At 41.3% G+C, this 22,619-nt stretch carries 18 protein-coding genes and 8 tRNA genes; 14 read left to right on the top strand and 12 right to left on the bottom strand.

Features of this window, described 5'->3' with window-relative positions; translation table 11 throughout:
- Positions 1 to 64: 64 nt before the first annotated feature.
- The 11 genes from AB4180_RS18480 to AB4180_RS18430 all read right to left on the bottom strand — a co-directional run bounded on the left by AB4180_RS18480 (position 65) and on the right by AB4180_RS18430 (position 11,428).
- Entirely contained in the window at positions 65 to 1,279 is a 1,215-nt protein-coding gene (locus tag AB4180_RS18480) for a tyrosine-type recombinase/integrase (protein ID WP_102250357.1), read from the bottom strand.
- A 378-nt stretch (positions 1,280 to 1,657) separates the two neighbouring features.
- Positions 1,658 to 1,972 carry a cytochrome c gene (locus AB4180_RS18475; protein ID WP_102250356.1) on the bottom strand — a complete coding sequence of 105 codons (315 nt, stop codon included), beginning with the start codon at positions 1,970 to 1,972 and terminating at the stop codon, positions 1,658 to 1,660.
- 378 nt (positions 1,973 to 2,350) lie between these two features.
- Positions 2,351 to 3,034: a helix-turn-helix transcriptional regulator gene (locus AB4180_RS18470; RefSeq protein WP_009845438.1), complete on the bottom strand. Its 684-nt coding sequence runs from the start codon at positions 3,032 to 3,034 to the stop codon at positions 2,351 to 2,353.
- A gap of 95 nt (positions 3,035 to 3,129) precedes the next feature.
- Positions 3,130 to 4,011: a hypothetical protein gene (locus AB4180_RS18465; RefSeq protein ID WP_102250355.1), complete on the bottom strand. Its 882-nt coding sequence runs from the start codon at positions 4,009 to 4,011 to the stop codon at positions 3,130 to 3,132.
- A complete protein-coding gene (locus AB4180_RS18460) occupies positions 4,001 to 6,493 on the bottom strand; it encodes a fimbria/pilus outer membrane usher protein (RefSeq protein WP_198592276.1) in 2,493 nt (830 codons plus the stop codon). The genes AB4180_RS18465 and AB4180_RS18460 overlap by 11 nt, the downstream gene beginning before the upstream one ends.
- Positions 6,477 to 7,163 carry a molecular chaperone gene (locus AB4180_RS18455; RefSeq protein ID WP_009845435.1) on the bottom strand — a complete coding sequence of 229 codons (687 nt, stop codon included), beginning with the start codon at positions 7,161 to 7,163 and terminating at the stop codon, positions 6,477 to 6,479. Before AB4180_RS18455 ends, AB4180_RS18460 begins: the two co-directional genes overlap by 17 nt.
- Positions 7,164 to 7,165: 2 nt before the next feature.
- Complete coding sequence (locus AB4180_RS18450) at positions 7,166 to 7,891, bottom strand: molecular chaperone (RefSeq protein WP_009845434.1); 726 nt, start codon at positions 7,889 to 7,891, stop codon at positions 7,166 to 7,168.
- A 114-nt stretch (positions 7,892 to 8,005) separates the two neighbouring features.
- Positions 8,006 to 8,503, bottom strand: coding sequence for a hypothetical protein (locus AB4180_RS18445; RefSeq protein WP_009845433.1), 498 nt, complete (start codon positions 8,501 to 8,503; stop codon positions 8,006 to 8,008).
- Between the two features lie 77 nt (positions 8,504 to 8,580).
- The gene (locus AB4180_RS18440; protein WP_017097466.1) at positions 8,581 to 9,105 is read right to left on the bottom strand and encodes a hypothetical protein; all 525 of its coding nucleotides are present in this window, start codon (positions 9,103 to 9,105) and stop codon (positions 8,581 to 8,583) included.
- Between the two features lie 762 nt (positions 9,106 to 9,867).
- Complete coding sequence (gene ltaE, locus AB4180_RS18435; RefSeq protein WP_009845431.1) at positions 9,868 to 10,872, bottom strand: low-specificity L-threonine aldolase; 1,005 nt, start codon at positions 10,870 to 10,872, stop codon at positions 9,868 to 9,870.
- Between the two features lie 40 nt (positions 10,873 to 10,912).
- Positions 10,913 to 11,428, bottom strand: a complete 516-nt coding sequence (locus AB4180_RS18430; RefSeq protein ID WP_009845430.1) for an NUDIX hydrolase — start codon at positions 11,426 to 11,428, stop codon at positions 10,913 to 10,915.
- Positions 11,429 to 11,715: 287 nt separating this feature from the next.
- Between AB4180_RS18430 and AB4180_RS18425 the strand changes: the two genes are divergently transcribed.
- The 7 genes from AB4180_RS18425 to AB4180_RS18395 all read left to right on the top strand — a co-directional run bounded on the left by AB4180_RS18425 (position 11,716) and on the right by AB4180_RS18395 (position 17,716).
- Positions 11,716 to 13,371, top strand: coding sequence for an ATPase RavA domain-containing protein (locus AB4180_RS18425; protein ID WP_012600558.1), 1,656 nt, complete (start codon positions 11,716 to 11,718; stop codon positions 13,369 to 13,371).
- 12 nt (positions 13,372 to 13,383) lie between these two features.
- Positions 13,384 to 14,829, top strand: a complete 1,446-nt coding sequence (gene viaA, locus AB4180_RS18420) for an ATPase RavA stimulator ViaA (RefSeq protein ID WP_009845428.1) — start codon at positions 13,384 to 13,386, stop codon at positions 14,827 to 14,829.
- A gap of 198 nt (positions 14,830 to 15,027) precedes the next feature.
- Positions 15,028 to 15,101, top strand: a tRNA-Cys gene (locus tag AB4180_RS18415).
- A gap of 49 nt (positions 15,102 to 15,150) precedes the next feature.
- Positions 15,151 to 15,226 (top strand) — tRNA-Gly (locus AB4180_RS18410).
- An 80-nt stretch (positions 15,227 to 15,306) separates the two neighbouring features.
- Positions 15,307 to 15,393: transfer RNA gene (locus tag AB4180_RS18405), tRNA-Leu, on the top strand.
- 64 nt (positions 15,394 to 15,457) lie between these two features.
- A tRNA-Cys gene (locus AB4180_RS18400) sits at positions 15,458 to 15,531 on the top strand.
- A gap of 319 nt (positions 15,532 to 15,850) precedes the next feature.
- Entirely contained in the window at positions 15,851 to 17,716 is a 1,866-nt protein-coding gene (locus tag AB4180_RS18395) for a methyl-accepting chemotaxis protein (protein WP_017077332.1), read from the top strand.
- A 97-nt stretch (positions 17,717 to 17,813) separates the two neighbouring features.
- Here AB4180_RS18395 and AB4180_RS18390 read toward each other — a convergent pair whose 3' ends face one another.
- On the bottom strand, positions 17,814 to 18,602 hold the full coding sequence (locus AB4180_RS18390; RefSeq protein ID WP_017101843.1) for a lipase family protein: 789 nt from the start codon (positions 18,600 to 18,602) through the stop codon (positions 17,814 to 17,816).
- Positions 18,603 to 18,951: 349 nt separating this feature from the next.
- On the opposite strand from AB4180_RS18390, the gene AB4180_RS18385 reads away from it, so the two are divergent.
- From AB4180_RS18385 to AB4180_RS18355, 7 genes are all read left to right on the top strand, one after another.
- Positions 18,952 to 19,038: transfer RNA gene (locus tag AB4180_RS18385), tRNA-Leu, on the top strand.
- 83 nt (positions 19,039 to 19,121) lie between these two features.
- Positions 19,122 to 19,195 (top strand) — tRNA-Cys (locus tag AB4180_RS18380).
- Between the two features lie 44 nt (positions 19,196 to 19,239).
- Positions 19,240 to 19,315 (top strand) — tRNA-Gly (locus tag AB4180_RS18375).
- A gap of 85 nt (positions 19,316 to 19,400) precedes the next feature.
- Positions 19,401 to 19,478 (top strand) — tRNA-Leu (locus AB4180_RS18370).
- 394 nt (positions 19,479 to 19,872) lie between these two features.
- Positions 19,873 to 20,814 (top strand): hypothetical protein, encoded by a 942-nt coding sequence (locus tag AB4180_RS18365; protein ID WP_017099606.1) that lies wholly within the window; start codon positions 19,873 to 19,875, stop codon positions 20,812 to 20,814.
- A complete protein-coding gene (locus AB4180_RS18360) occupies positions 20,796 to 22,262 on the top strand; it encodes a metallophosphoesterase (protein ID WP_017099605.1) in 1,467 nt (488 codons plus the stop codon). The genes AB4180_RS18365 and AB4180_RS18360 overlap by 19 nt, the downstream gene beginning before the upstream one ends.
- Before the next feature lie 137 nt (positions 22,263 to 22,399).
- Positions 22,400 to 22,619 (top strand): Arm DNA-binding domain-containing protein (locus AB4180_RS18355; RefSeq protein WP_133151474.1); only part of this gene is annotated, 220 nt, incomplete at its 3' end.

Raw genomic sequence — 22,619 nt, 5'->3', positions numbered from 1 at the left:
GCGTTTGAAAGCGGCCCCCTTTTAGGGGACCGTCTTTCTGTTAACTAGGTTTGTTTAGTTTTGACTAGCATCTTGAGTCAGATTTGGCTTTTAAAATGTAATCACTCCACCAGTCCATAATCTCTTTCCGTTGTTCAAAGAAATCAGACCGATTGTAGCTTGCTCTGGTTTCATTTTGATCTGAGTGTGACAAACTGGCTTCAATATGCAAAGTATCGAAGCCTTGCTCATGCAAAGCCGTAGATGCGATAGATCTAAGCCCATGGGCAACAAGTGTTTCTTTAAAGCCAAGGGTTCGGTGCAGTGCTGCATTGGCGGTAAAAACGCTCATATGGCCTGTAGAGTTGCGTTCACTAGGGAAAACAAACTCATGCCCTGTACTGTACTGGCTCATTTTTGCCAGTACTTCCGCGGCCTCTTCGGATAGTGGTACTCTGTGCTCTTTTTTGCGCTTCATTTCACTCGCTGGAATCGTCCAACATTTATCATTAAGATCAATATCTTTCCAGCGTGCTCGAACGGCTTCTTTTGGTCTTGTCATTGTATGCAACTGCCAAAGAATAAGTAGCTTGGTTTTGTTGTGAAGAGTGGTGTTTGTATCAAGTTGCTCTAGAAGCGTGTTAAGCATTTCGGGGCGGATGGTAGGCATGTGTTCCACCTTGTGCTTTTCAAACGCATTGATCATACGGGTTAGCGGATTCGCGTCAATAATGCCACTATCAACACCATATTCCATGATTTGATTTAATGACTGACAAATCCGCTTGATGGTAGAGAGCTTTTTCTCTTTTTCTAATGGGCGTAATGCCTCAATAGCACCTCTGCGAGTAATTGTATCTATTGGCGCCTCGCCTAACAGCGGAAAGAAGTACAATTCCAATGTTCTCCACATACGTTCAGCATGAGCAGGGCTTATTGTCTTTTGTTTTCGCTGAAACCATTGCTCAGCAACAGCAACGAACGTGTTGGTCTCTTGGCGAATGGCTTCTAGTTTCTTCTGTTCAATGCGTTGTTTCGGATCAACGCCAGTCGCTACTTGGTTCCTGTGTTCTTGCGCCAGCTTTCTCGCATCATTAAGTTTGAGAGTAGGGTAAGAACCGAGGGATATTTTTTTTACCTTGCCAGTAACAGGTTCACTGTATCTAAATTGCCATGATTTAGTGCCATTAGGACGAATACGAATATTGAGGCCATTACCGTCAGCAAGGATATATTCCTTACCTTTAATCTCCGCATTTTTGATTTCTTTGTCGGACAGTCTGACTGTTGGTTTTGGCATACGAACCCCTTTGAAATTTGTGGGGGAGTATACAGTAGTTCTTTTCTATGGGGTACATCATGGGGTACAAAAAATAGTGGAAGTGGTGAGTTTTCTTAGGACGCTACTGAATGTGGTGATTGTTTAAAGTTCTGATTATTAATAGTTTTATGGTTTTTATTGAACGTTACTGGAAGTTGGTTAAATGGCCCCGGAAACCATTGAATAGACATAGAGATAAACCTTGATAAATATATTTGCTGCACATTGTAAGGGTTGGATGATACGTGTAAAGGTATATCTCTCCCGACCTTCAATGAGCTCAGTGAGTTTGCTTGAAGTATAGGCGACTTAGTGATGTTTATTTAACTTAGACTGACCTAATGAAGGTGAAATCCATTACTGTTGTGAAGTATAAAAAGCCGCAATATCTTTCAAGTCTTGATCATTGAGTTTACTCAGTTGTGTTTGCATCATCTCAGCGTAAGCTCCTTGTCTATCACCGTTTTGGTAAGCTTTCATTGTGTTATAGAGGTAAGTTGAATCTTGGCCAGAAAGTTTTGGGTAAGCAGTGTTACTTGTTTCACCCGTGGGGTTATGACAGAAAATGCAACTTGGTGACTTCATTTTACCCAGTTCAGGATCGCCAAAATTAGAGGCATGAAGGCTAGGGGAAAGAGTGAGTAATAGTAAAGTGAAGGAACGGTAAGTCATGCTTTTGCTCCGGTAAAAACATAACAATAAAGCTTACCCTAAGGGGAAGCTCAAGTCCGAATTGCTTTAGATGCTTTATGCTTTAGATATTTTAGAAGCTAATAGTGTTGACAGTTACAACTGACTTCGTTCTGTTAGGCGAGTAGAGGGCTTAAGAAGTGATGTTTTGTGAGTTCAAAAATTCTATTCGTACCTTAGAGGGCAGAATGTAATTAAGTCACTGGTGATATGATTTAAACTTCGTTGTTCAGTCTAACTGTGATTTTATGACGGAGGGGGATAATAGAAGATCACCTTTTCAAGGGCCTAAATTATAATACGATCTGTTGTAAAAATAACTGCAATCCAGTGTCTCTATATTTGTGACTCAAATATTAACTACATGCCTGGTTGTATAATAGTCTCTAAACTATTGATAAAATTTGCTTTTCTTATTGCTTCTTTTCGGTTGGTTACGTTTATTTTTTTATATATATTATATACATGCGTTTTTACTGTACTTTCTGAAATAAATAGTTCACTTGATATCTCTAAATTTGTATCTCCTCTGATAACTCGTTTAAATATTTGAGCTTCTCTTTTTGTAAGGGTAGATAATATTACCTGTGACTTGAATGTTTGGGAGCGCGCATTGGATAAAATATGCGACATTAACTTCCTCGGTAACCATAGGTCGTCATCACAAACCGTTTTCAAGCAACGTGTAAGGTGTTCTACAGGAGCATCTTGATAGATTATGCCCTTTATATTAAACATGTTGAATAGTTGCATTACGGTAATACTCTGTCCGGTAATATCAGAGGGAACGTCATAGATTACCCATTTGTTGGACTCTACTTTTGATAAGGTGATGTAAACATCTTTGATGTCAGCTAAGAGTAAGTAACTAATGAGAATGACATCAAACGTCTTGCGATGATTCGAACGTTCAATACCAGAAATACATTCGCGACTAAAACAAAAGTCACTGTATTTCTCTATTTCTCGTTGAATAAACTGGTTATTTATACCGTTATCGCCAATTAGGAGCATGTGCTTTAAATTATTTTTACTGTTATGCATACTTTACTCCGAAACTGACAAATCGTGTTGTGATTATATGATACTGGGTTTTATATAATTGCGTTGCATATCTCAGGATTTATATAATTACATATTTAAGGCTGCTGTGAAAGGAGGGGTTCTATAGAAATTTGTAATGTATCGTCATATATTCCTCCCGGTTTGTTCTCTGTTTCCCCAATTACAAAACTCAAAGGAATAGGTTGACCGATCGTAGCCGAAATACGCTGAATTTTTGCATCAAGTTGACCGAGGTTTACTCTATCGTTATCTAGGGAAAGTTCGTATGGAATATCCCATTTTGTCTCATCAGATTCATGACGTAGCATCCCTTGATGGGATGATTCCAATACGATGGTATACGCTGTATTACTTTGCACCCATAGGTTCGGTGCAGAACGAATAATCTTGTTTGAATATAATGTTCCTAGATCAAGGTCATAATGCTGTTGAGTTAACCCATAAAAGTGAACTTTTGCAGCTGGTGGCACGGTAACAGATACTGGGAGTGAGCTAGGGCTAATCTCTATTTGTTGGTTGTCTGAGGTATAAGAGGGCGACACTTCTAAAAGCCCCCGGTAGGTTCCTGACGCTAGCCACTGTTTGCTTGGGAAACGCATTTGTATGGTTGTCGAAGGTTGACTGTCGGTTAATGATAAATGCCACTGATTCGCGATTGGCACACCCACTTGTCCACTCCACTCGAAGTTGAGCTTGTCTTGGTTTAACCCTTTTAACGTCCGACTGGTATCGTTAAGTTGTAAAACCAAACTCAATTTACAGGCTTCTCCAACTATATTTGCATCGATCCTATAAGTATTAATTGTTGCGTAAGTACCTGTGTTGAACACGTCGTATTGCGACTGGGATGAGACGGGTTGAATCGTCAATGCACTAGCTTCACATGCTAATACAGAGGATACAGAATTTATGGCGATGAGGAACCATCCACCCCACCGAAGTTGTTTAATCCACATACACATCTCCTAGTCTGATCAAGTTGTCACTGCGCTCGCTGAGAGTAATGACGGCTGACTCTTGTCCTTTAGTGTCTAGAATCAGTTGATATTTCCCTGGCTTTAACCCAGATATCGCAAATATGCCACTCCGATTGGTAAAGAAGTCAATCGGTAACTGTTTAGCTTCACCAAGGTAATGTGCTACACCAGCGACAAGTGAAATTGGATTGTTACTTTGACGGTCGTATAGCTTACCGATCACGGTTAAGACCGCATCGGAACCAATTTGTAGTTGGAAGCCCCGTTTATAGTCAGGCTTAACCCAAAAAGCACCATCCCCCAAATCATATCCTGGTGGTAAGTTATCGACCTCATAACCGATGACTTGGCTATTGTAAGCAACAAGATCAGGAACCATGGCACTGGCATCTCCGTTAAGGTAAACACGTGCGTACTCTCCGTCTTTTGTTGGGTCCAATGCCACGTCATTCTCTGCGAGGCTTTCATGCTTGCTGACAATAGCAAATGCTTCTCGGACTGGTCTGCCGATCGTTACCGATGAACCTGCAAACGCAAGTGCACTGCTGATGGTTACGTCGGTACTGTGGTTTCTTGTGTCACCACTAATGTCGTCAAGTCGAGAGGCATGGGTCGCACTCAATTCGTAACGGTTTGCCGTATAGTTAATACCAGCGTCCATATCGGCGTCCGTTTCTTCATTCGTAATGACACTCGCAAAGCCTGATATCCCTCCGGTGTTACCTATATTATTCTGATAGCTGTAATCTAAGGCGGCTTCTCTTAGCTCTGTACTGTAACGACCGACGACACGAGTTTGTCGGCTAAGAGGCCAACTTATGGTGAGCGTAGTGCTGATGTCATCGTCTTTACTGGCGTGATCTTGATAGCTAACACGGGCACTCCAAGTCGCGTGAGTATCAAACAGTCCGTCCGATAAACTCGGGCTAATTAGCCAATAGTCGTTCTCTTTGTCTATTCCTAAACGGTAATTGACTGTCATGGCGGCACGTAATGATCGACTTAGATAAATCGAACCGAATGCAGAAGCATAATGAGTGGTTAAGTTGATGTCTTTATCGGAGGCGTCAAACCCAGCAACACCAGTAAAATTGTTGCTCAGATACTCATAACTAACACTCAGTTGTGGAGCCAGTGTATTCTTGCTGGAAAATTCCGCATCGAATGCAAATTTGTAAGCATCGCCGTTTCCTAATACAGGATGTTCGCTACGTGAAGCATTGAGTTCAGTGACTCCCCATCTAGAAGCGATGAGTGCGGTAGTACCATATTGGTATAAATCTTCACGGGTTTGAAAGTTGGTACCTAACGTTAACCAAGGGTTAATCCCCACATCAACATAACCATGGAAAATACGCTCATCGGTTAGGTATTCTAATTGTCCATTTTGGAGTTCAGAGGGTGCTCCATACATAATGCTATATTCAAACTCACCGCTATTGAGTAAGTCGTTACCCGTCGCAATAGAAAACTCGATACGCTCTTCATTCCCAGAACGATCGGTAATGACGAGTACAATATCGTTACTACCTTGCGCAAGAGGTATATCACTCAGGTTGTAGCTACCAGCGCCTAAGGTCAATCGTTGGACTGCAATCCCATCTATATAGACATCGACATTCGAGGCTCTTTGAAGTGTGAATGATTGATTGGCTCGTGGTCGTGCATTTCTGGTTGGAATCAGTGTGAAATCTCGAGTTAAGCCAATACCAAGTATGTCGGTACTGTCCTGAAAAGATTGGCCACTGTTGTACATATCGCCGAGCACAAGTCGTGTACCTTGCTGTGCAAAGTCAATATTAAGACGAGTTCCTTCTCTCACATATTGTGACTTTTTCGATGAACCATTTTCTAAATAGGATTCATATTCAAAATTGAAAAAACCAATGTTAAGTGCAGAGTCGAATTGACTGCGATAAAGATCTTGCCTTGACGATTTTTGATCGACATATTGGCTCTCATTGGCGGAAAGGGCGACGTTAACGTATCCGCTTAACAGACTTGGCTCAGCATAGTTATAAAAATCATCTGCGCCGTTCATCGAGAGTTGTTGGGTTAAGCTAAATTCTGGCGGAACCGTCACGATACATTCCAACGAAGAAAAGTCGAAATTTAGTCCCAGCCCTACGCTCATAAAGTGGTGCTGCGACAGCATCTCATCGTCTGTCGTGTCATGGAGCTTACCAATACCTTCTTGAGTGACGACAGACGAAAGGAGAGACAGCGTACTTTCCTTTGGCAAAAGAATTTCGTTGTTTGCGGTAATGATAATATCCGCTTCACCAAGAATGGTGTCACTTATCCTTAGTAAAGAGGTAAGTTGAATGTCGCGTCCTGTCGGGTTCAATACCATATCCTGGCCCCAAGTTACAGGGCTTAAGGCGGCACAATAAAACAGTACTAATCCCAAGACATAGAAAACTTGCCACATCTTGTGAGAGGTTTCAGTTTTCATATCCATGATAAGTGCCTACTGGTAAGTAATTTAAAGAAGAAGGCAAAGTAATAGTCGAGCGTGGTGGAATAAACTGTTCACCTAAAGCCTCATGTACCTTTTGGTTCTGAGATTCGAGCCCCTTAAAATGAAGTAACGATGTATAGGTAAATCGCGACCCTGAATTAGTGAGTGTTAGTTTTCCTTGTTCATCTATATGTAAGTTCACGTCAGGCTCTAGCGAGGATGAGTGAATGTGCAACAACGCATTGTAGTGAACTTGCAAATTGATACCGGTTGTTAAACTGGTAGGACTGTCCATTTTTTCGTTGTTTTGACCAATATTTACGGTACTGAAACGAACAAAGTAACTTTGGGAAGTTTCGAGTTGGCGGTTTCCCAACCATTGTATACGGAATACTTGACGTTCACCGGGTGCCAACATAGCGGCAGGTGGAAACACAAACATCACCTCACTCGATAGATCTGATGTTTGGAACGTACCATCAGGTAAGAATTTCAAACGACGAACGTTAGCTTCAAGTGGGAGATCCCGCGTTGAGTTGTTAGTCACAACCAGTTGCGATGTTGCCCTGTGATCGGTATTGAGTTCAATGACGGTTGGAAACAGTGTTATGCCAAGCGCTTGTGCACACAGAAAACAAGAAATGAACCCACCAAAAATATAACGTCTCATTGCTACTGATCCTGCTCGATTTCAATCGATAGCGTCTCTACATTGTAATTTTCAAGTGGCTGCATTTCGAAAAAACGAGTGGAATAGGGAAGAACTAAAGTTCCTGGAATACGTTTGGCGATTTCTACGCCTTTTAAATAGGTTGATTTTTTGCCGTCAGAAATTTTCCATGTCGTATTGGTTAACCGACCATAACTATTACCGCTGTTCAGTACTTCAAGGACCCATTTGTTATTCTTGTTATTTGGTTCGATACTTTTAATTTCTAGTTGAGAGGCCGTGTTCTGAGGTCGCACGTTGATAAGCGTATTAAACTGAAGTAACAGACTCACTTGCCCTTGGTTGCTACTTGCTCTTTGAACTTTCACTTGCTTAACAGCAATACGAAAAGCTTTTGACTCTGTAATGGACGGATCGCCTAAATATCGGACCATAATAGATTGCGAACGTCCAGGCTCTATAATTGCAGTTACTGGAATCACTAATAGCTCGTCATCTGCAGGCGTCGTGGTCTCTTTTCCGTATTCATTCATAGTCATAAATACTGGAGACAGTTCGACTGTGAGTGGTTCGGTAGACGAATTCTCAACCCTCATTGTCATTTGAGCTCTTTTACCAAGTGGCGTCATCTCCATAGACATCGGCTCTACTTTGAACGCATGAGCTGACAAACAAGTGAGTGACAATAATAAGAGAACAGTCCATTTATGCATGATCCATTTATACATCGCGATGAGCTCCAAATTAAACTAGAGTCGTAATACAACTGAGGTTAAGTTTTAATACAACAAAGGCTTAGATGAAGTCGGAGGCCAAATAATAGCCCCCGACTTATTCAACCTCTAATTTGAGGTGATATTTACGGTTAACGTATCTGAATAACCACCTGCCCATGGGGAGGTTTCTGTTGTCACAATATCAATGGACGCGGCAACACCAGTCGCCAATACTCCTGAACCACCATAAGAGTTACTGATTGAAACGTCATTTAGGCCTGGGCCTCCTGGCGCATTAAGCGTGAAAGGAGCTAAGCCTGAAGGGTTAAATGTTGCTTCGTATGTAAGAGCGTAGTCTTCGCTATCATCGGACTCTAGACCACCCTCAGCACTCGTCAGTGTTACAGTTGCACCATCGACGTCATTACACTTCATGTTAAGGCCACTAACAGAAAGGTTTTGAATTTGAGATACATTACCAAAGTCCATCAGTTGTGTTGAAAGACCAGTAACTTCACATACAGGTGAAACAAAACCAACTAGCTGGACATCACCAGGAGCGGCTTGAACTTGAGCACCAAAAATAGCTGTGACTGTTGCTGCGTAGAGTGTTAGCTTTTTCATTAGAAATTCCTTTATCTTAAATGATTGGCTCGAATACTGCTGAGCGTATGTTGTTCTGCAGATACATTGCAGAGCTTTTACTTGGTCACGCTATGAATCGAAGGGTAAACTTCGATCTCAATAACGTCTTGATAATAACCCGCGAAACGCAAGCTATTTTCGAGTGCTACCCTAAGGCTCCCCTGTTGAGAGAAAGGAATAACACCAGAACTGTTTATCATTACTGGTGAAGTAAGTTGGCTACTGTGCCTACTTTCATAAAGACGAAGCTCGTCTATTTGTAATGACAGATTATAAGTTTCAATAATATCAACCCCTTGGTGTTGATATTTTAAGCCTCCATATTTTGAATTAATCGTTATACCCAACGGACGGTTACAATACATATTAAAAGGCAATAGTTGCACATCACGATGTTCCGTAAACTTCATGACATTGCCAGAAAAGAAATTTATTTCGCATCGATCTTTGATCTGGCCATTAATTCCTAACGTTAAGGTGTTAGCACTGGTGTAGAATGAAAGTGACAGACTAAAAATTAACGTTGAGACGATGAATTTGTGAATAAATACGAATGCTCTAATCATCATTTCACCTCTCATTGATTGAATGTAACCTGTTGCTTAACTTTCAAAACTATAAGTGCTTTAAAAAATGGTGAAGTAGTAAAAAAAGTTTATTATTTAGACGAAGTATGAGTTTTAGTATGAGTTTAAGGTAATGTATAAATAGTACATTTTTAGATAATAATTTTGTTTTCAATTAGATAGGCAGTTTTTGACCCACAGTTAAATTTACGAGTGGATTTTTATTAATTGATAAAATTAGAACTATGGTCTACGGCGTTATTTTTGGTGAATTTTTCGATGGATTATTCTTCCAGGAATATTTTATTTTTAGTTTTATTCACTGGTTTATAATTTGAATGTGACGATTTTTAATTGTAATAGTGAAAAGTGGCTATCTATATTAGTTGGTAATTTCTATTTAAATTAGCCTCTTACGATGTTTTTTTAGAATTGGTGTGTTTTATTCTTAAATACCGTACGCGTGGCAAATAAAAATTAAATTATTACGATTAAATTATTTGATTTTATCGTGCATGAGAAATTTAATCTCACAAATGAAAATCGAAATTTAACGATAATTTAATACTTAAACGCAGGTTTAATACATAGAAGGTATTCACATAGGCCAAAACAAGATTGCGTTCTGTTGCAGTTAATTTAGTTGAGTCTATTAGGCAGATTAGTCGGTATAGGTATCTATTTTTCGGTGGAAGAGGTGAATGATTTTTTTAAAAGACTAAAGCTTCGTAAGGGAAGCTCTAGTCTTAATTGCTTTAATGCGAATCTTGTTCAGCGTTAAAGCGCACTTTCCAACTTAGTTAGGAAAGTCGCGATGTCTTTTGAACTGATATCTCTATGAGTAACAAAACGTACAGGGTTACCTGGTGACATTGTAATGCCTTGCTCTCCTAACTCCCGTGCGATACGGTTAATATCAATCGACTGATCTAACTTCGCAAACACAATATTAGTCTGAATGAAATCAGGGTTAACTGAGAAACCTTCTAACTTGCTTAGACCAATCGCTAGTTTTTTTGCGTTTTCATGGTCTACTTTAAGTTGAGCCACGTTCTCCGTGAGCGCCATTTTACCTGCTGCAGCAAGAATACCAGCCTGACGCATACCACCACCGACCATTTTACGCAATCGACGAGCTTTAGCGATGTACGCTTTGCTACCAAGAAGTAGAGAGCCAATCGGAGCACCCAAACCTTTTGATAAACAAATTGTCATCGAATCGAAGTGTTGTGCGATCTCTTTAATGTGAACATCTAGTGCAGCCGCCGCGTTATAGACACGCGCGCCATCTAAGTGCATTTGCAGGCCGTGTTGGTTTACGAACTCACGCGCTTCCGCTAGGTAAGAGACTGGCAGCACTTTACCATTGATTGTGTTTTCTAAACTAAGAAGCTTAGTACGAGCAAAGTGGCTGTCGTCTGGCTTAATCGCTGCAGCAAGCTTTTTAAAATCTAACGTGCCGTCAGGGTTGTTCTCGATTGGCTGAGGTTGAATCGAGCCTAATACTGCAGCGCCGCCAGCTTCGTATTTGTAGTTGTGCGCTTGTTGGCCACAAAGGTATTCGTCACCACGCTCACAGTGCGCCATTAAACCCAGTAGGTTGGCCTGTGTGCCGGAAGAAGTGAACATAGCCGCTTCAAAACCGGTTTCATTTGCAGCCCATTGTTCTAGTTCGTTGACGGTTGGGTCATCGCCATATACATCATCGCCTACTTCTGCATTTGCCATTACATCACGCATAGCTTGCGAAGGTTTAGTTACGGTGTCAGAACGAAAGTCCATGTTTATCTCCTAGAGTACTATTAGGTAGTCATATAATTGGCTATAGATGGCCACATAGTTGGGCTTTGCTTAAACAAGCGATGGTTTTGGTATCGGTAATTTGATCGTTGCGAATTTTATGTTGCAGTTCTTCCAAGCTAAGTTCGATAACCTCTATTACTTCATCTTCATCACATTCAAAGCGGGTAGTAAGGCTTAAGTCTTTTGCGATGAACAAGTGTTGGATCTCATCACAGAAGCCAGCTAAAGGGGTAACTTGTCCCAAGCTCTGGAAATAAGTTGCACTGTAACCCGTTTCTTCTTCGAGTTCGCGTTGTGCACATTGAAGAGGTGTCTCATCAATTTCCATCGTGCCAGCAGGGAGTTCCAAAAGCCATTTTTTAAGAGAAGGACGAAACTGGTTAATGAGGATGATTTTTCCAGACGAAGTGATAGGAAGAATAACGGCCGCGCCGGGGTGGTTTATTGTTGTATGTTTTACCACGACGTTCGTAGGGAGCGTCACGTTCTCTTCTATAAGAGAAATACTTTTCCATTGATGGATAACTTTACTCATGCAATCTGGCCACTTTCCTTGCCAATTTTTCTTATAACTGAAGACGTGTACCACCATAACGTCTATGGTGTCGAAAATAAAAGAAAAATTAGGGTTAACAATAGATTTAGTTTCACACCATTCGTGATGCTACTCTCATAATTGGAATCTATGATTGCGCGAAAATTGCAGCTTAACCATCTGATATAAAGGCAACTCAATAATAAAAGATACTTGTAACAAAGTGCTAACAAATGTATAAAAACGTATCTACACTCTCAACTGTTCAAAGATTTTCGGAGTAACGCATGAACCCTTCTATTTCCTCACATGCTGACAAGGCGCTACTCTCTGAAAGAATCAATAAATTAGCGCATGCTCTCTCTGATGGCGTTTATGAAAGAGAAGACACCATTAAGCTTTGTTTACTGGCGGCTCTGGCTGGCGAAAGTGTGTTCCTATTGGGCCCTCCGGGTATCGCAAAAAGCCTTATCGCTAAACGCCTCATCCAGGCTTTTGACAACAGTAGCTACTTCGAATATTTGATGACACGTTTCTCTACTCCTGAGGAAGTGTTCGGCCCACTAAGCATTCAAGAATTAAAAGACAACGGTCGTTACGTAAGGCTGACCGAAGGCTACCTACCAACCGCGCAAGTTGTATTCCTTGATGAGATCTGGAAAGCAGGCCCTGCCATTCTCAATACGTTACTGACTGTGGTTAACGAAAAGACATTTAAAAACGGCGCAGACATTGAGCGTGTGCCGATGCGCTTGTTGGTTTCAGCGTCTAATGAACTTCCTGACGAAGACAGTGGACTAGAAGCACTTTATGACCGAATGTTAGTTCGTGTGTTCGTCAACCGTATTCAAAACAAACAAAACTTCAAATCGATGCTAACGACAGGTACTTCTCAAGAAGCTGTCATTCCCAAAGGGTTAGCGATTACAGACATTGAATATCATCAATGGCAGAAAGAACTCGATAATCTGGAGTTGACGGATAATTCGTTTAACAAGTTATTTGAGCTAAAAACCATGCTTGAAGACACGGTTAAGAAGCAAGGCTCAGCGTCAGAGTCGGATTTGTATGTTTCGGACAGACGCTGGAAGAAAGCGGTTAAACTATTGAAAGCGAGCGCATTCTTCAGTGGCCGTGATAGCGTTAACCCGCTCGATATTATGCTTCTTCAAGATTGTTTGTGGCATAGCCCTGAATCTCGCGATGTGGTTCGTAGCGTTGTAAAAGATTTTGCGTTGAACCGAGCGTTTGATCAGCAAGAGTCTAAATCTCAAATCGAAATGTCTCGTGAAGAGCTAGAAGAGATTCAAGATGATGTTGAATCGACTCTGTCGGTGTCGCTCTCAGTGGAGTCAACCAGTGGCTTACGACGTAAAGACGTTTACCAACATGATATCAAGAACGCGAAAATGTACAGCGTCGGTAGCGCATACAATCTTATTAAATTGGTTATGCTGCAAAGCAATATGTCGGTGTCTGAATCTGAGAAAGGCGATAGTCGTTGGGTGTATGTAGCCAAAGATGATTTTGACCGCGTTCTAAAAGAAGGTCATGGCGATATTTATGGTTACGTAAACGAAAACAAAAATCTATGCCGCTTAAAGCTCGACTTGGATGCATCGAATCAATTAGTGATCAAAGATATTGCTAATCGTTCTGTATTGGTGAGTGTGGTGACTACTGACGGTTTAGATCAAGAACTGTATAACAAGTGGTTGAATGGCGCTGAGAAAGCCCTAGAACAGTTAACTGCAGCTGAATTCAAGTTAAAAAGAGTACGCACTGAATTCCATGACGCATTACCGCATAACTATATTGACCCTGATTTACCGAAAGCGATGGAATCAAGCTTACAGGCGGTAACACAAGAGCTTGAAACGACAAAAGTGAAGAGTAGCAAGATCGCGCAACGCATTAAGTTCATGAGTCAGTACTTTGAGTAAGAGGGGGAGCATATGTTAGGAGCTGACGGCTTAAACCTCGCTTTGATGGTGGCTGACTCAGGTATCATTGATACCGCGATGAATGATCTTATCGCTCGTTCTCAAGTGATGATGGCTGCTGAGAATAAAGGTGTGAAAACATCAGTCAAAAACCACTTAGTTAAATGGCGCGGTAAAGTAAAAAAACGCGTCACTAAAGTGTGTGAAACCGACCGTTTCCAAGAGGAAATCGCACTTTACCAAGAAGTGATTTACTGGGATGAATCTCAGTTTTTTGACGAGATTGATCGCGTTATTAAGAAGCTGGAGTGGCACTCAGCATTTTACCTACAAGCAAGACGTTTGATGGAAAACAATAAAGGTGTTTATAACGCGATGTTTCCACATTACTTTTGTGATCAATGGTACCAATCGCTATCAGACGCCATCAAACAAGCTCAAGTCACCGAACTCGAAACAAGCAAAGAAAAAGTCTTAGCTGATCTTTATCAGCGCATGGAAACCATGAAAAACATGGACAAAGTGACAGAGTCGGGCGATGAAGGCAGTGTAGGGCGTTTGTGGGACATGGCATCGGCCAAATTAAGCAAAACAGACCTAACCATCATGAAGCGCCACGCTGAGTTTCTGAATAAGCACAAGGGTTTGCAAGAGATCGCAGAAAAGCTAGGCCGTATGGCTGGTGAGGAAGATGACCCTTCGCTACACAAAGCCCCTGTAGAAGAACTACAGATGGTTGAAGAGAAAAGCGATGAAGCAGTCGATGATATTGTTGGGATTCATGAAAGTGATGATCTCAACAAGATGCTGCCAAACGAAACCATGTTCTTAGCTTACCCTGAACTTGAGGTTATCTTTTATAAGCACTTGGCCGACAAGCGTTTATTGAGCTATCGTTCGCAAGGTAAATCACGGACATTACGTAAAGTGAAAGCGCAAAAGCCTGATAGCAAGAATATCGATATTGAAAAGGGCCCGTTTATCGTCTGTGTCGACGCTTCTGGTTCTATGAGCGGTTTCCCAGAGCAGTCAGCCAAAGCTATGGCTTATGCGTTGATGCAGATAGCTCTAGCCGAAGAGAGAGACTGTTACGTGATTTTGTTCTCTTCTGAGCAGATTACCTATGAATTAACAAGGCAAGATGGCCTACGTGAAGCGAGTGACTTTTTAAGCTACTCATTCCATGGCGGTACAGATTTAGAACCTGTTCTGATGAAGTCGATTGATTTGATGACGGGTGACAAATACAAGAACGCAGATTTGATCGTGCTTTCTGACTTTATTGCTCCTAAGCAGTCTGATGAAATGATTGCTCAGGTTGAAAAATTGAAAGAGCACAAAAACCGTTTTCATGCGGTTAGTCTTTCGAAATATGGCAACCCACAACTTATGACGATGTTTGACCATTGTTGGGCTTACCATCCAAGCCTAGTCGGTCGTTTTATGAAGAAGTGGTAACGTCGAATTCCTTAATTTGCTCCATTTTGCTGCGTGTTTATTGATTGAAGAGATCGAACATGCAGCAATTTGATTTAAATGTCAGCAAACGGAATTGAAATTCATTTTTTTGTTTGACTATCTCCCCGCGATCCGTAAAGTAGGCACCCGAACACAGCGGTGTGGCTTGCTTTAGCCCCTAAAGTGTTGAATTGAAAAGGCGCCTTGGCAGAGTGGCTATGCAGCGGATTGCAAATCCGTGGACCTCGGTTCGACTCCGGGAGGCGCCTCCATTCTCTTTCTTTCATGAACAAGAAGAGAATAAGCAAGAACAATGAAATTGCGATACTAGCTCAGTTGGTAGAGCGCAACCTTGCCAAGGTTGAGGTCATCGGTTCGAACCCGATGTATCGCTCCAAATTTTGTAATGTTGATTCATTTTGACATTAAGATGGTGTTTTACTTTTCAGTAATCGGCATCGCAATAAAAAATTGCGTGCCCTGGTGGTGGAATTGGTAGACACAAGGGATTTAAAATCCCTCGACGTTCGCGTTGTGCCGGTTCAAGTCCGGCCCGGGGCACCATCTATTTGATTGTTACCTGCTTGGTAGTAATCAACAGAGTCGTTCTCTTAAAACACGACTTGAAGGCGCCTTGGCAGAGTGGCTATGCAGCGGATTGCAAATCCGTGGACCTCGGTTCGACTCCGGGAGGCGCTTCCATCATTCAGAAAAACCAGCCCTAGTGGTTGGTTTTTTCGTTTCTGGCACTTTGCTTCTTGTTTCTTCGTCCTTACCTCTTCATTTCTCCCTTTGATATTTGCTAAGCCCAACGCCGTTTTGGTGGAATCCTAAGTTGAACCTTTGTTGATAGACCGCTAAATAAATCAAAGTCACAATTAACCATAATGCTCAATTTGTTTCATTGTTTTATGGGATAACTCTAATTAAAACATGTGTATGAGTGATAGTGTCCCTCTTTATATTTCTTTAATTATTCTATAAGAGGTTCTTAAATATGCAATTTAGTCTAAAGAGAAAAATGGTTTTCTCTGTAGTTTTGGCGATTGCTGTTACATCTGCCATTCTTCTTTTCATGGGTTATAAGACTTTTCAAACAAACAGCTGGCAAGCTATAGAAAGTGAAAGTCGTAATACACTTCAAGCCCATGCAAAGGGCATCAGTGACTGGTTTTACGATAAGAAACAAGCAGTACATGGGCTTAAACAACAAGTACAGCTTAACCCTTCAATAGATATCGTTCCTCATTTACGTCAAACCTTGGTATCTGGTGGGTTTGGATTGAGTTATTACGGTAACAAAGAAGGTGAGATGTTCCGTCATGATCCTTCATTGAATAAAGCGGGGTATGACCCAAGAGTTCGAGGTTGGTATAAACAAACCTTAGCTGAGAACCGCGCAGTAACAACCAAGCCTTACGTGAGTGTAACCATGCAAACCTTAGTGGTGACATTGACCGATCCTGTGACCGAGAATGGATCGATCATAGGTGTTGTGGCATCTAACCTTGCGTTAGACAAGCTAATTGAAGATGTGTTGGCTATTCAGGTTCCAGGTAATGGACGAGCGATCCTAATTGATAAGCAAGGCACGGTCGTTGCTCATAAGAATAAAGATTTCATCCTTAAGCAAGTCAAAGAGATAGCACCTGAATTAAGTGTTTCTGGATTAAACAGTGCTGCACAAAACTTAACGACAATTTTTACACAAGTTGATGGTGATGAGCGCGTCATCATGGCTGAGCCTATTAAAGGCACCGACTGGCTACTTGTGATTGAAATGGATAAAGACGTACTAGAGCAGCCGTTGTTCGATATGTTGATTAGCCAAATCACCACAGGTTTGATTGTATTGATCGTTATGGCTGCAGCAACCTCATGGTTTGTGGCTCGTCAATTAGTTGAACTGGGTCGAGTGAGTGAAGCATTAGCTGATATTGCGGAAGGGGAAGGTGATTTAACACAGCGCCTTCAAGTGTCGAGTAAAGATGAAGTAGGGCAACTTGCCGACAAGTTTAATGTGTTCGTAGATAGACTTCATGCAATGATGAAAAACGTGACTGATGTTTCGACGGCAATGAATAACGGAGCTGAACACGCCAACAGCAGCGCATTAAAACGCAGCGATAGCGTCAGCAGACAGCAAGACGAGATCACAATGGTTGCAACAGCTGTGACAGAAATGGCGACAGCAACAGCAGAAATTGCTACGAATGCTGATAGTACGGCCAAAAGTGCGACTCACTCTGTTGAGTTGAGCGAACAAGGCTTCCAACAGATGGCTAAAAGCCAATCATCGATCAATGAGCTTGCAACAGAGCTAACAAGCGCTGTGTCTATCATCAGCGAGCTTGAAGAGCATGGTCAACAAATCGCGTCTATCTTGGCGACGATTCGCGAAATAGCGGAGCAAACTAACTTACTTGCACTCAATGCGGCAATTGAAGCAGCAAGGGCAGGCGAACAAGGTCGAGGCTTTGCAGTGGTTGCCGATGAGGTTCGAGTGCTTTCACAACGAACTCATGCTTCAACAGAAGAGATCGAAGACAAGATCAAGCGCTTACAACAAGCGACTAGTGGTGCCGTTAAAGTGATGACACAAAGCCACGATATGGCGAAAACAAGCGTACATGACGTGGATATGGCGGGAGAGAGCTTGGCTCAAATACGTGAGGCAATTCAGATGATCAGCGATATGGCAACTCAGATAGCTTCTGCTGCTGAAGAGCAGTCACTGGTTACCGCTGAAATCAATGCGAATACCGAATCTGTTCGTGAAGTGAGTGATGTGATGGCAGTTGATGCGACCGATGCGGTTTCACAAGCCGATCAGCTAAGTCATTTAGCGAGTGACTTGAAACAAGAGCTGTCACGATTCAAGCTTTAAGTTCAGGCTAATATTAGCTTAAGCACAAAGATCAATTAGAAACTAGAAAGAGCACTGGCTGTTAAAGCGTGTGCTCTTTTTTATTTATAGAGCATGCTCAATGTTTGTCAAAGAAGTCTTTGTTACGAATATACTTACTCATTAGGTGATAAGAGAAAGGCCGGATTAACCAACTGAATATTGATCGCCCGAGGCGTATTAACGTCGGTGTGTTTTCGTAAATCCTGCCGTTATAGAGCCAAAGTACTTTGCCTACATGCCAATACAACAGCGGTACGGGCGGCATGAAGGTGACAATATCGATTTCGCAACAGATACGGTAGGTTTTCTTGCTCAAGCGGTAGTTCTTTTTGAAACTCCAATCACCGACCGCGGGCTGTCCAAACGTGACGATTCGTTTAATACAACCTGGGTGTTTTTGGTCCAAGTAATCAGCGAATACACAACCAATAGAGCCACCAGAAGAGTGGCCAGTAATCGATATTCTTTTGCCTTGTTCCAATAGAGGAATTAAAGTGGTTTCCAAGCGTTCAATGACAGTTTGTCCCAGTTTATCTTCATTACGGCTTGGTTGGCTTCCTTGAAACATGAGATGGTAGAACCCGGCATGTACACGATAGTTCAGCCCAATCCTTTTACAGCTTCTTGTCCATAGAGCAAAAGTGAGTAGCCAGTCAGAAACGCTGTGTGACCCCTTGATAACCACGACGACTTCATCTTTGTCGCTGCTCCATAAGACTCGAATCATGGTTTTGCCAAACTGATTCTTTATGATGCGCTGTCCATTAGGGTCAAAACCGTAACGAGTTTGTTTAAAAACTCTAGGGTAGGCGAGGTTGCAGAGCACAGCGTAGCGTTCATATTGGTATCGTTTTAGTGGCTTCACGTTGTCATTTCGTAATAGTCGTTACTTAAAACTCTAGCCTTTGAATGTGAAAAGCACATGAAAACTAAGTCGTGTTTCTCTAATTCAATGGAATTGACAGTATTTTGTGAGTCTGAAAATGGGAATTCGGCCTTTGAATTCCAACTCAAACTCAAAGTCTACGAATAAGAACCGTACAAGCTGCACTAAATTCATTCGTTTGAGTTCGATAATTAATCACTTGAATTGAAAGATAAAATTTACTGTTGACGAATTTTTTCTATCCGTTAAAGTACACCTCGTTCTCACGGCTTAGGTCGCAGAGAGATGGTGTTTTACTCTTCGGTAATCAGCATCGCATGATTGCGTTGCCCTGGTGGTGGAATTGGTAGACACAAGGGATTTAAAATCCCTCGGCGTTCGCGCTGTGCCGGTTCAAGTCCGGCCCAGGGCACCATCTATCTAGTTTCTACTTTGAGTAGAGTGTTGAACAAAGAGTGGTCCTCTTAAAACACTTCAATATATTTTTATGTTGATAAAGGCGCCTTGGCAGAGTGGCTATGCAGCGGATTGCAAATCCGTGGACCTCGGTTCGACTCCGGGAGGCGCCTCCATTCTCTTACGTTTTGATAAGGTAAGAAATTAGTAGAATGAAAATGCGATACTAGCTCAGTTGGTAGAGCGCAACCTTGCCAAGGTTGAGGTCATCGGTTCGAACCCGATGTATCGCTCCAAATTTTGTAATGTTGATTCATTTTGACATTAAGATGGTATTTTACTTTTCAGTAATCGGCATCGCAATAAAGAATTGCGTGCCCTGGTGGTGGAATTGGTAGACACAAGGGATTTAAAATCCCTCGACGTTCGCGTTGTGCCGGTTCAAGTCGGTAATTACCAAGCCAGCTTAATGCTGGTTTTTTTGTGCCTGAATTCAGATAAAACTCCCTCCGGAATCTTCCCTCCTGTCTATCTCCTGTTCTCTGTGCAGATTTTCTGTTCGAGTTAGCTGCCAAGAACCTCCTGTGCTGATGAGCTGTGCGTAATTGTCGTGCCAGCATACCCAAGGCTGAATTTCTGTGTGCCTCTGGTCTCTGTCCGGTCGGGCTGTGAGTGATGAAGCGGACACGAAGCCTTAATAAAAATAAATTTAAGGGTTGCTGGCCAGTTGACAGTTTTTTAACGCTGACTAAGTAGCTCTAAAAAGCAGATCAAAATTAATATAAATTGCAACTTATCAATGTGTTATGTTACCTTAAGTTGCGCATGTCATATAAAAAACTAAAGAATATAGATGTCACATTTTATGCCTCCAGATCCTCACCCCTTAGACTATGATTGGCGGTTTACGAGAGAAACTGTTGATAAACTGAGTCAATTATTTGATGATCATGAGTCAGTGCTATCACTAGGTGTTCCTTCTTTAATAAGAAAACATCAAGAATTGGATAATCGGGTTTTTCTTGTTGATCGACAGCCTTTACATTGGTCTAATTTTCATTCGTTAGTAGACGTAGATGTTGATTTACCTCTATGTAAGAGCTTTGATGCTGCTGTCATAGATCCGCCTTGGTATATAGAGAATACTATTCGCTGGATCAGTTGGAGTGCGCAACACTTAGCGATTGGTTCAAAAATTTATATTTCTCTCTGGCCGGAATTAACAAGGCCACAAGCCATCGAAGAAAGAAAAAACTTATTTGAATGGTTGACTAGCTGGGCTGATTTTGAAATAAAATCTAATTTTTTTTGTTACGAAACTCCTGTTTTTGAAATGAGAGCAAGTGAAGTAAGTGATGATAATGTTCTCGAAGACTGGCGTTTTGGCGATTTACTTGTCATAAAAATTAAAGAAATCCCTCCTTTGTCGAAAGCTATCACTAAGACCGAATTATGGCACCGATTTGTAATAGATGACTATCAGCTTGCATTACGTGTGAACCATCACGATGTTCTACCTGCAAAAATAATTATGCATCCATTAGCTAATGGATGGTATTGGCCTTCCGTTAGTAGGAGAGCAATTGGAAGGGAAGTTATCGACCTGTGGAGCTCTCAAAACAAAGTGGGTACAGTAATTGGTAGCGCGAATGCATTAGAGATCTTACGTTTTCATTTGGGGTTATCTGATAAGGTGCCTTCATCAGCAGCAGACTCTTTTTTAACAGTGCTACAACAGTGGAATATACCGAATAAACCTTATAAACGAGTAATGGAATGGCAGCACCTAGCATAATCTTACGGTTCAGAGATACTACACCCGACATCGACACAATAGACGAGCATAAAGCTATTATTAATAGAAAAGGAATAGTGTTGTGGGGGTGGTGGAAGAAAGAACATGAAGACGGATTTGAGTCCTTATTTAACAGTTTAGAGAGTGATGACACGGTATCTGATTACGTTTATCTAATTGATCCATCGACTAAACGTTGTTTCACTGCATCTTTCAATAAAGTGTATAGGAAAAGGAAAGTTGACGTCGACATATCTTTGGTCCCTGAATACTATAGACACCAATGTGAGAAAGTTGAAGCTTGGTTTCAGTTGACTTCAATCAATGTCATTGATTATGAACCTAATTTAGGTAGGCAGGTGGGTGAAAATACACTATTACTTCGTGATAGCTATGGATGCTCTAGCGTAAGAGTTTCTAGAATCGGCAACAGCGGTTCAGATAGAAAGTCAATACTTCATCTTTCAGATTTACATTTTGGACTTGATCACGGTTTCGTTGTTTCAGATAAGGTTTTGGAAAGAGGGACAGCGAAGACACTTAGTGATTGTATTCTGACTGACTTAAAGCGAGTAAAAGCAAACAAAGATATTGCTGCAATCATTATTACAGGTGATTTTACGACAAGATCTGATTGGTCAGATAGTACAAAAAACTTAATTATAAGTGAGCTTCACTCGATAGCTAGCGGACTTGGGGTTGATAAAAGCAATATTATTACTCTCCCTGGAAACCATGATATGAAACGCTACCCGAGTGATAGCAACATAGACGAAAATAAGTTGGCTGGAAATACTCAGGTTACATATGAGCACGAGCGTGACTATCGTCTTTTTTCCGAAGAATTAACTGGGAAGCATTGGAAAAGTCAATTAGATTATAACATTATTGTTTCATTGGGTGATGTAGATTTATTCTTATCAATAATGAACTCATGTAGAGTAACAAGCTCTAAACTTACAGAATATGGTTATGTTGGTTCTCTAGGTTTAGACATACTTGACGACTTGGCTAATTTAAATATGAGTAAACCGACTTATAAAATGATGGCTCTTCACCATCATTTAGTGCCCATTAGTCAAGTTGAGATGCCAAATAGAAATGCGATATCTCTCACTCTAGATGCGGTTGAATTGTTAGATAAAGCAGCTAATGTTGGTATACATATGGCATTACATGGCCACCAGCATGAAAATAGAATTGCTCAATACCATAGTTTTAGCCTAGCAAATGAAGACCCCAAATCTCCTATATTAATAGTATCTGGCGGGAGTACGGGGGTTAGTCGTGAACGTAGAGCTGAGTCTACTAGAAATTCATACAACCTACTTACTTTTGAACTTGATAAGATCAAGCTGAGAATCAGAGAAATTATATCTGACGGAAAACGTGGGTATGATTTATATGATAATTATTTACCTGTTTCGCCTACCGTGCAGGAACAGTAGTTATTTAAAGTCGTAAATTATAATATTTAGCAAACCACAACTATAACGATAGATTATAGTTGTGGTTTGGCCGTTTCTAAATAAAAGCTAATTATATATTAAAACCTAGTATGGATTAAATATAGGTGATTTCTTTTATGGAGAAACGTTTTAAATTTACAACTACTAAGATCGCCAGTTTACCCCCTAATGATCCAGACTCGCGTTCTACAGAAGCTGAATATTCGTGCTCTGAGTTATCGGGTTTCAAGATATTAGTAGGTAAAAATGGACGTAAAAAATGGCTAGTCAGGTATACGCTTAATGGCAAGAAAGGATCTGCGTCATTGGGTATTTTCCCGGCTTTGTTGCGTAATT

The sequence above is a fragment of the Vibrio sp. 10N.286.49.C3 genome (assembly GCF_041469545.1).
In the GTDB taxonomy this organism is placed as follows: domain Bacteria; phylum Pseudomonadota; class Gammaproteobacteria; order Enterobacterales; family Vibrionaceae; genus Vibrio; species Vibrio tasmaniensis_A.
Note: the sequence above shows the minus strand (reverse complement) of the source record. Positions and strands in the feature narration are given on the sequence as shown.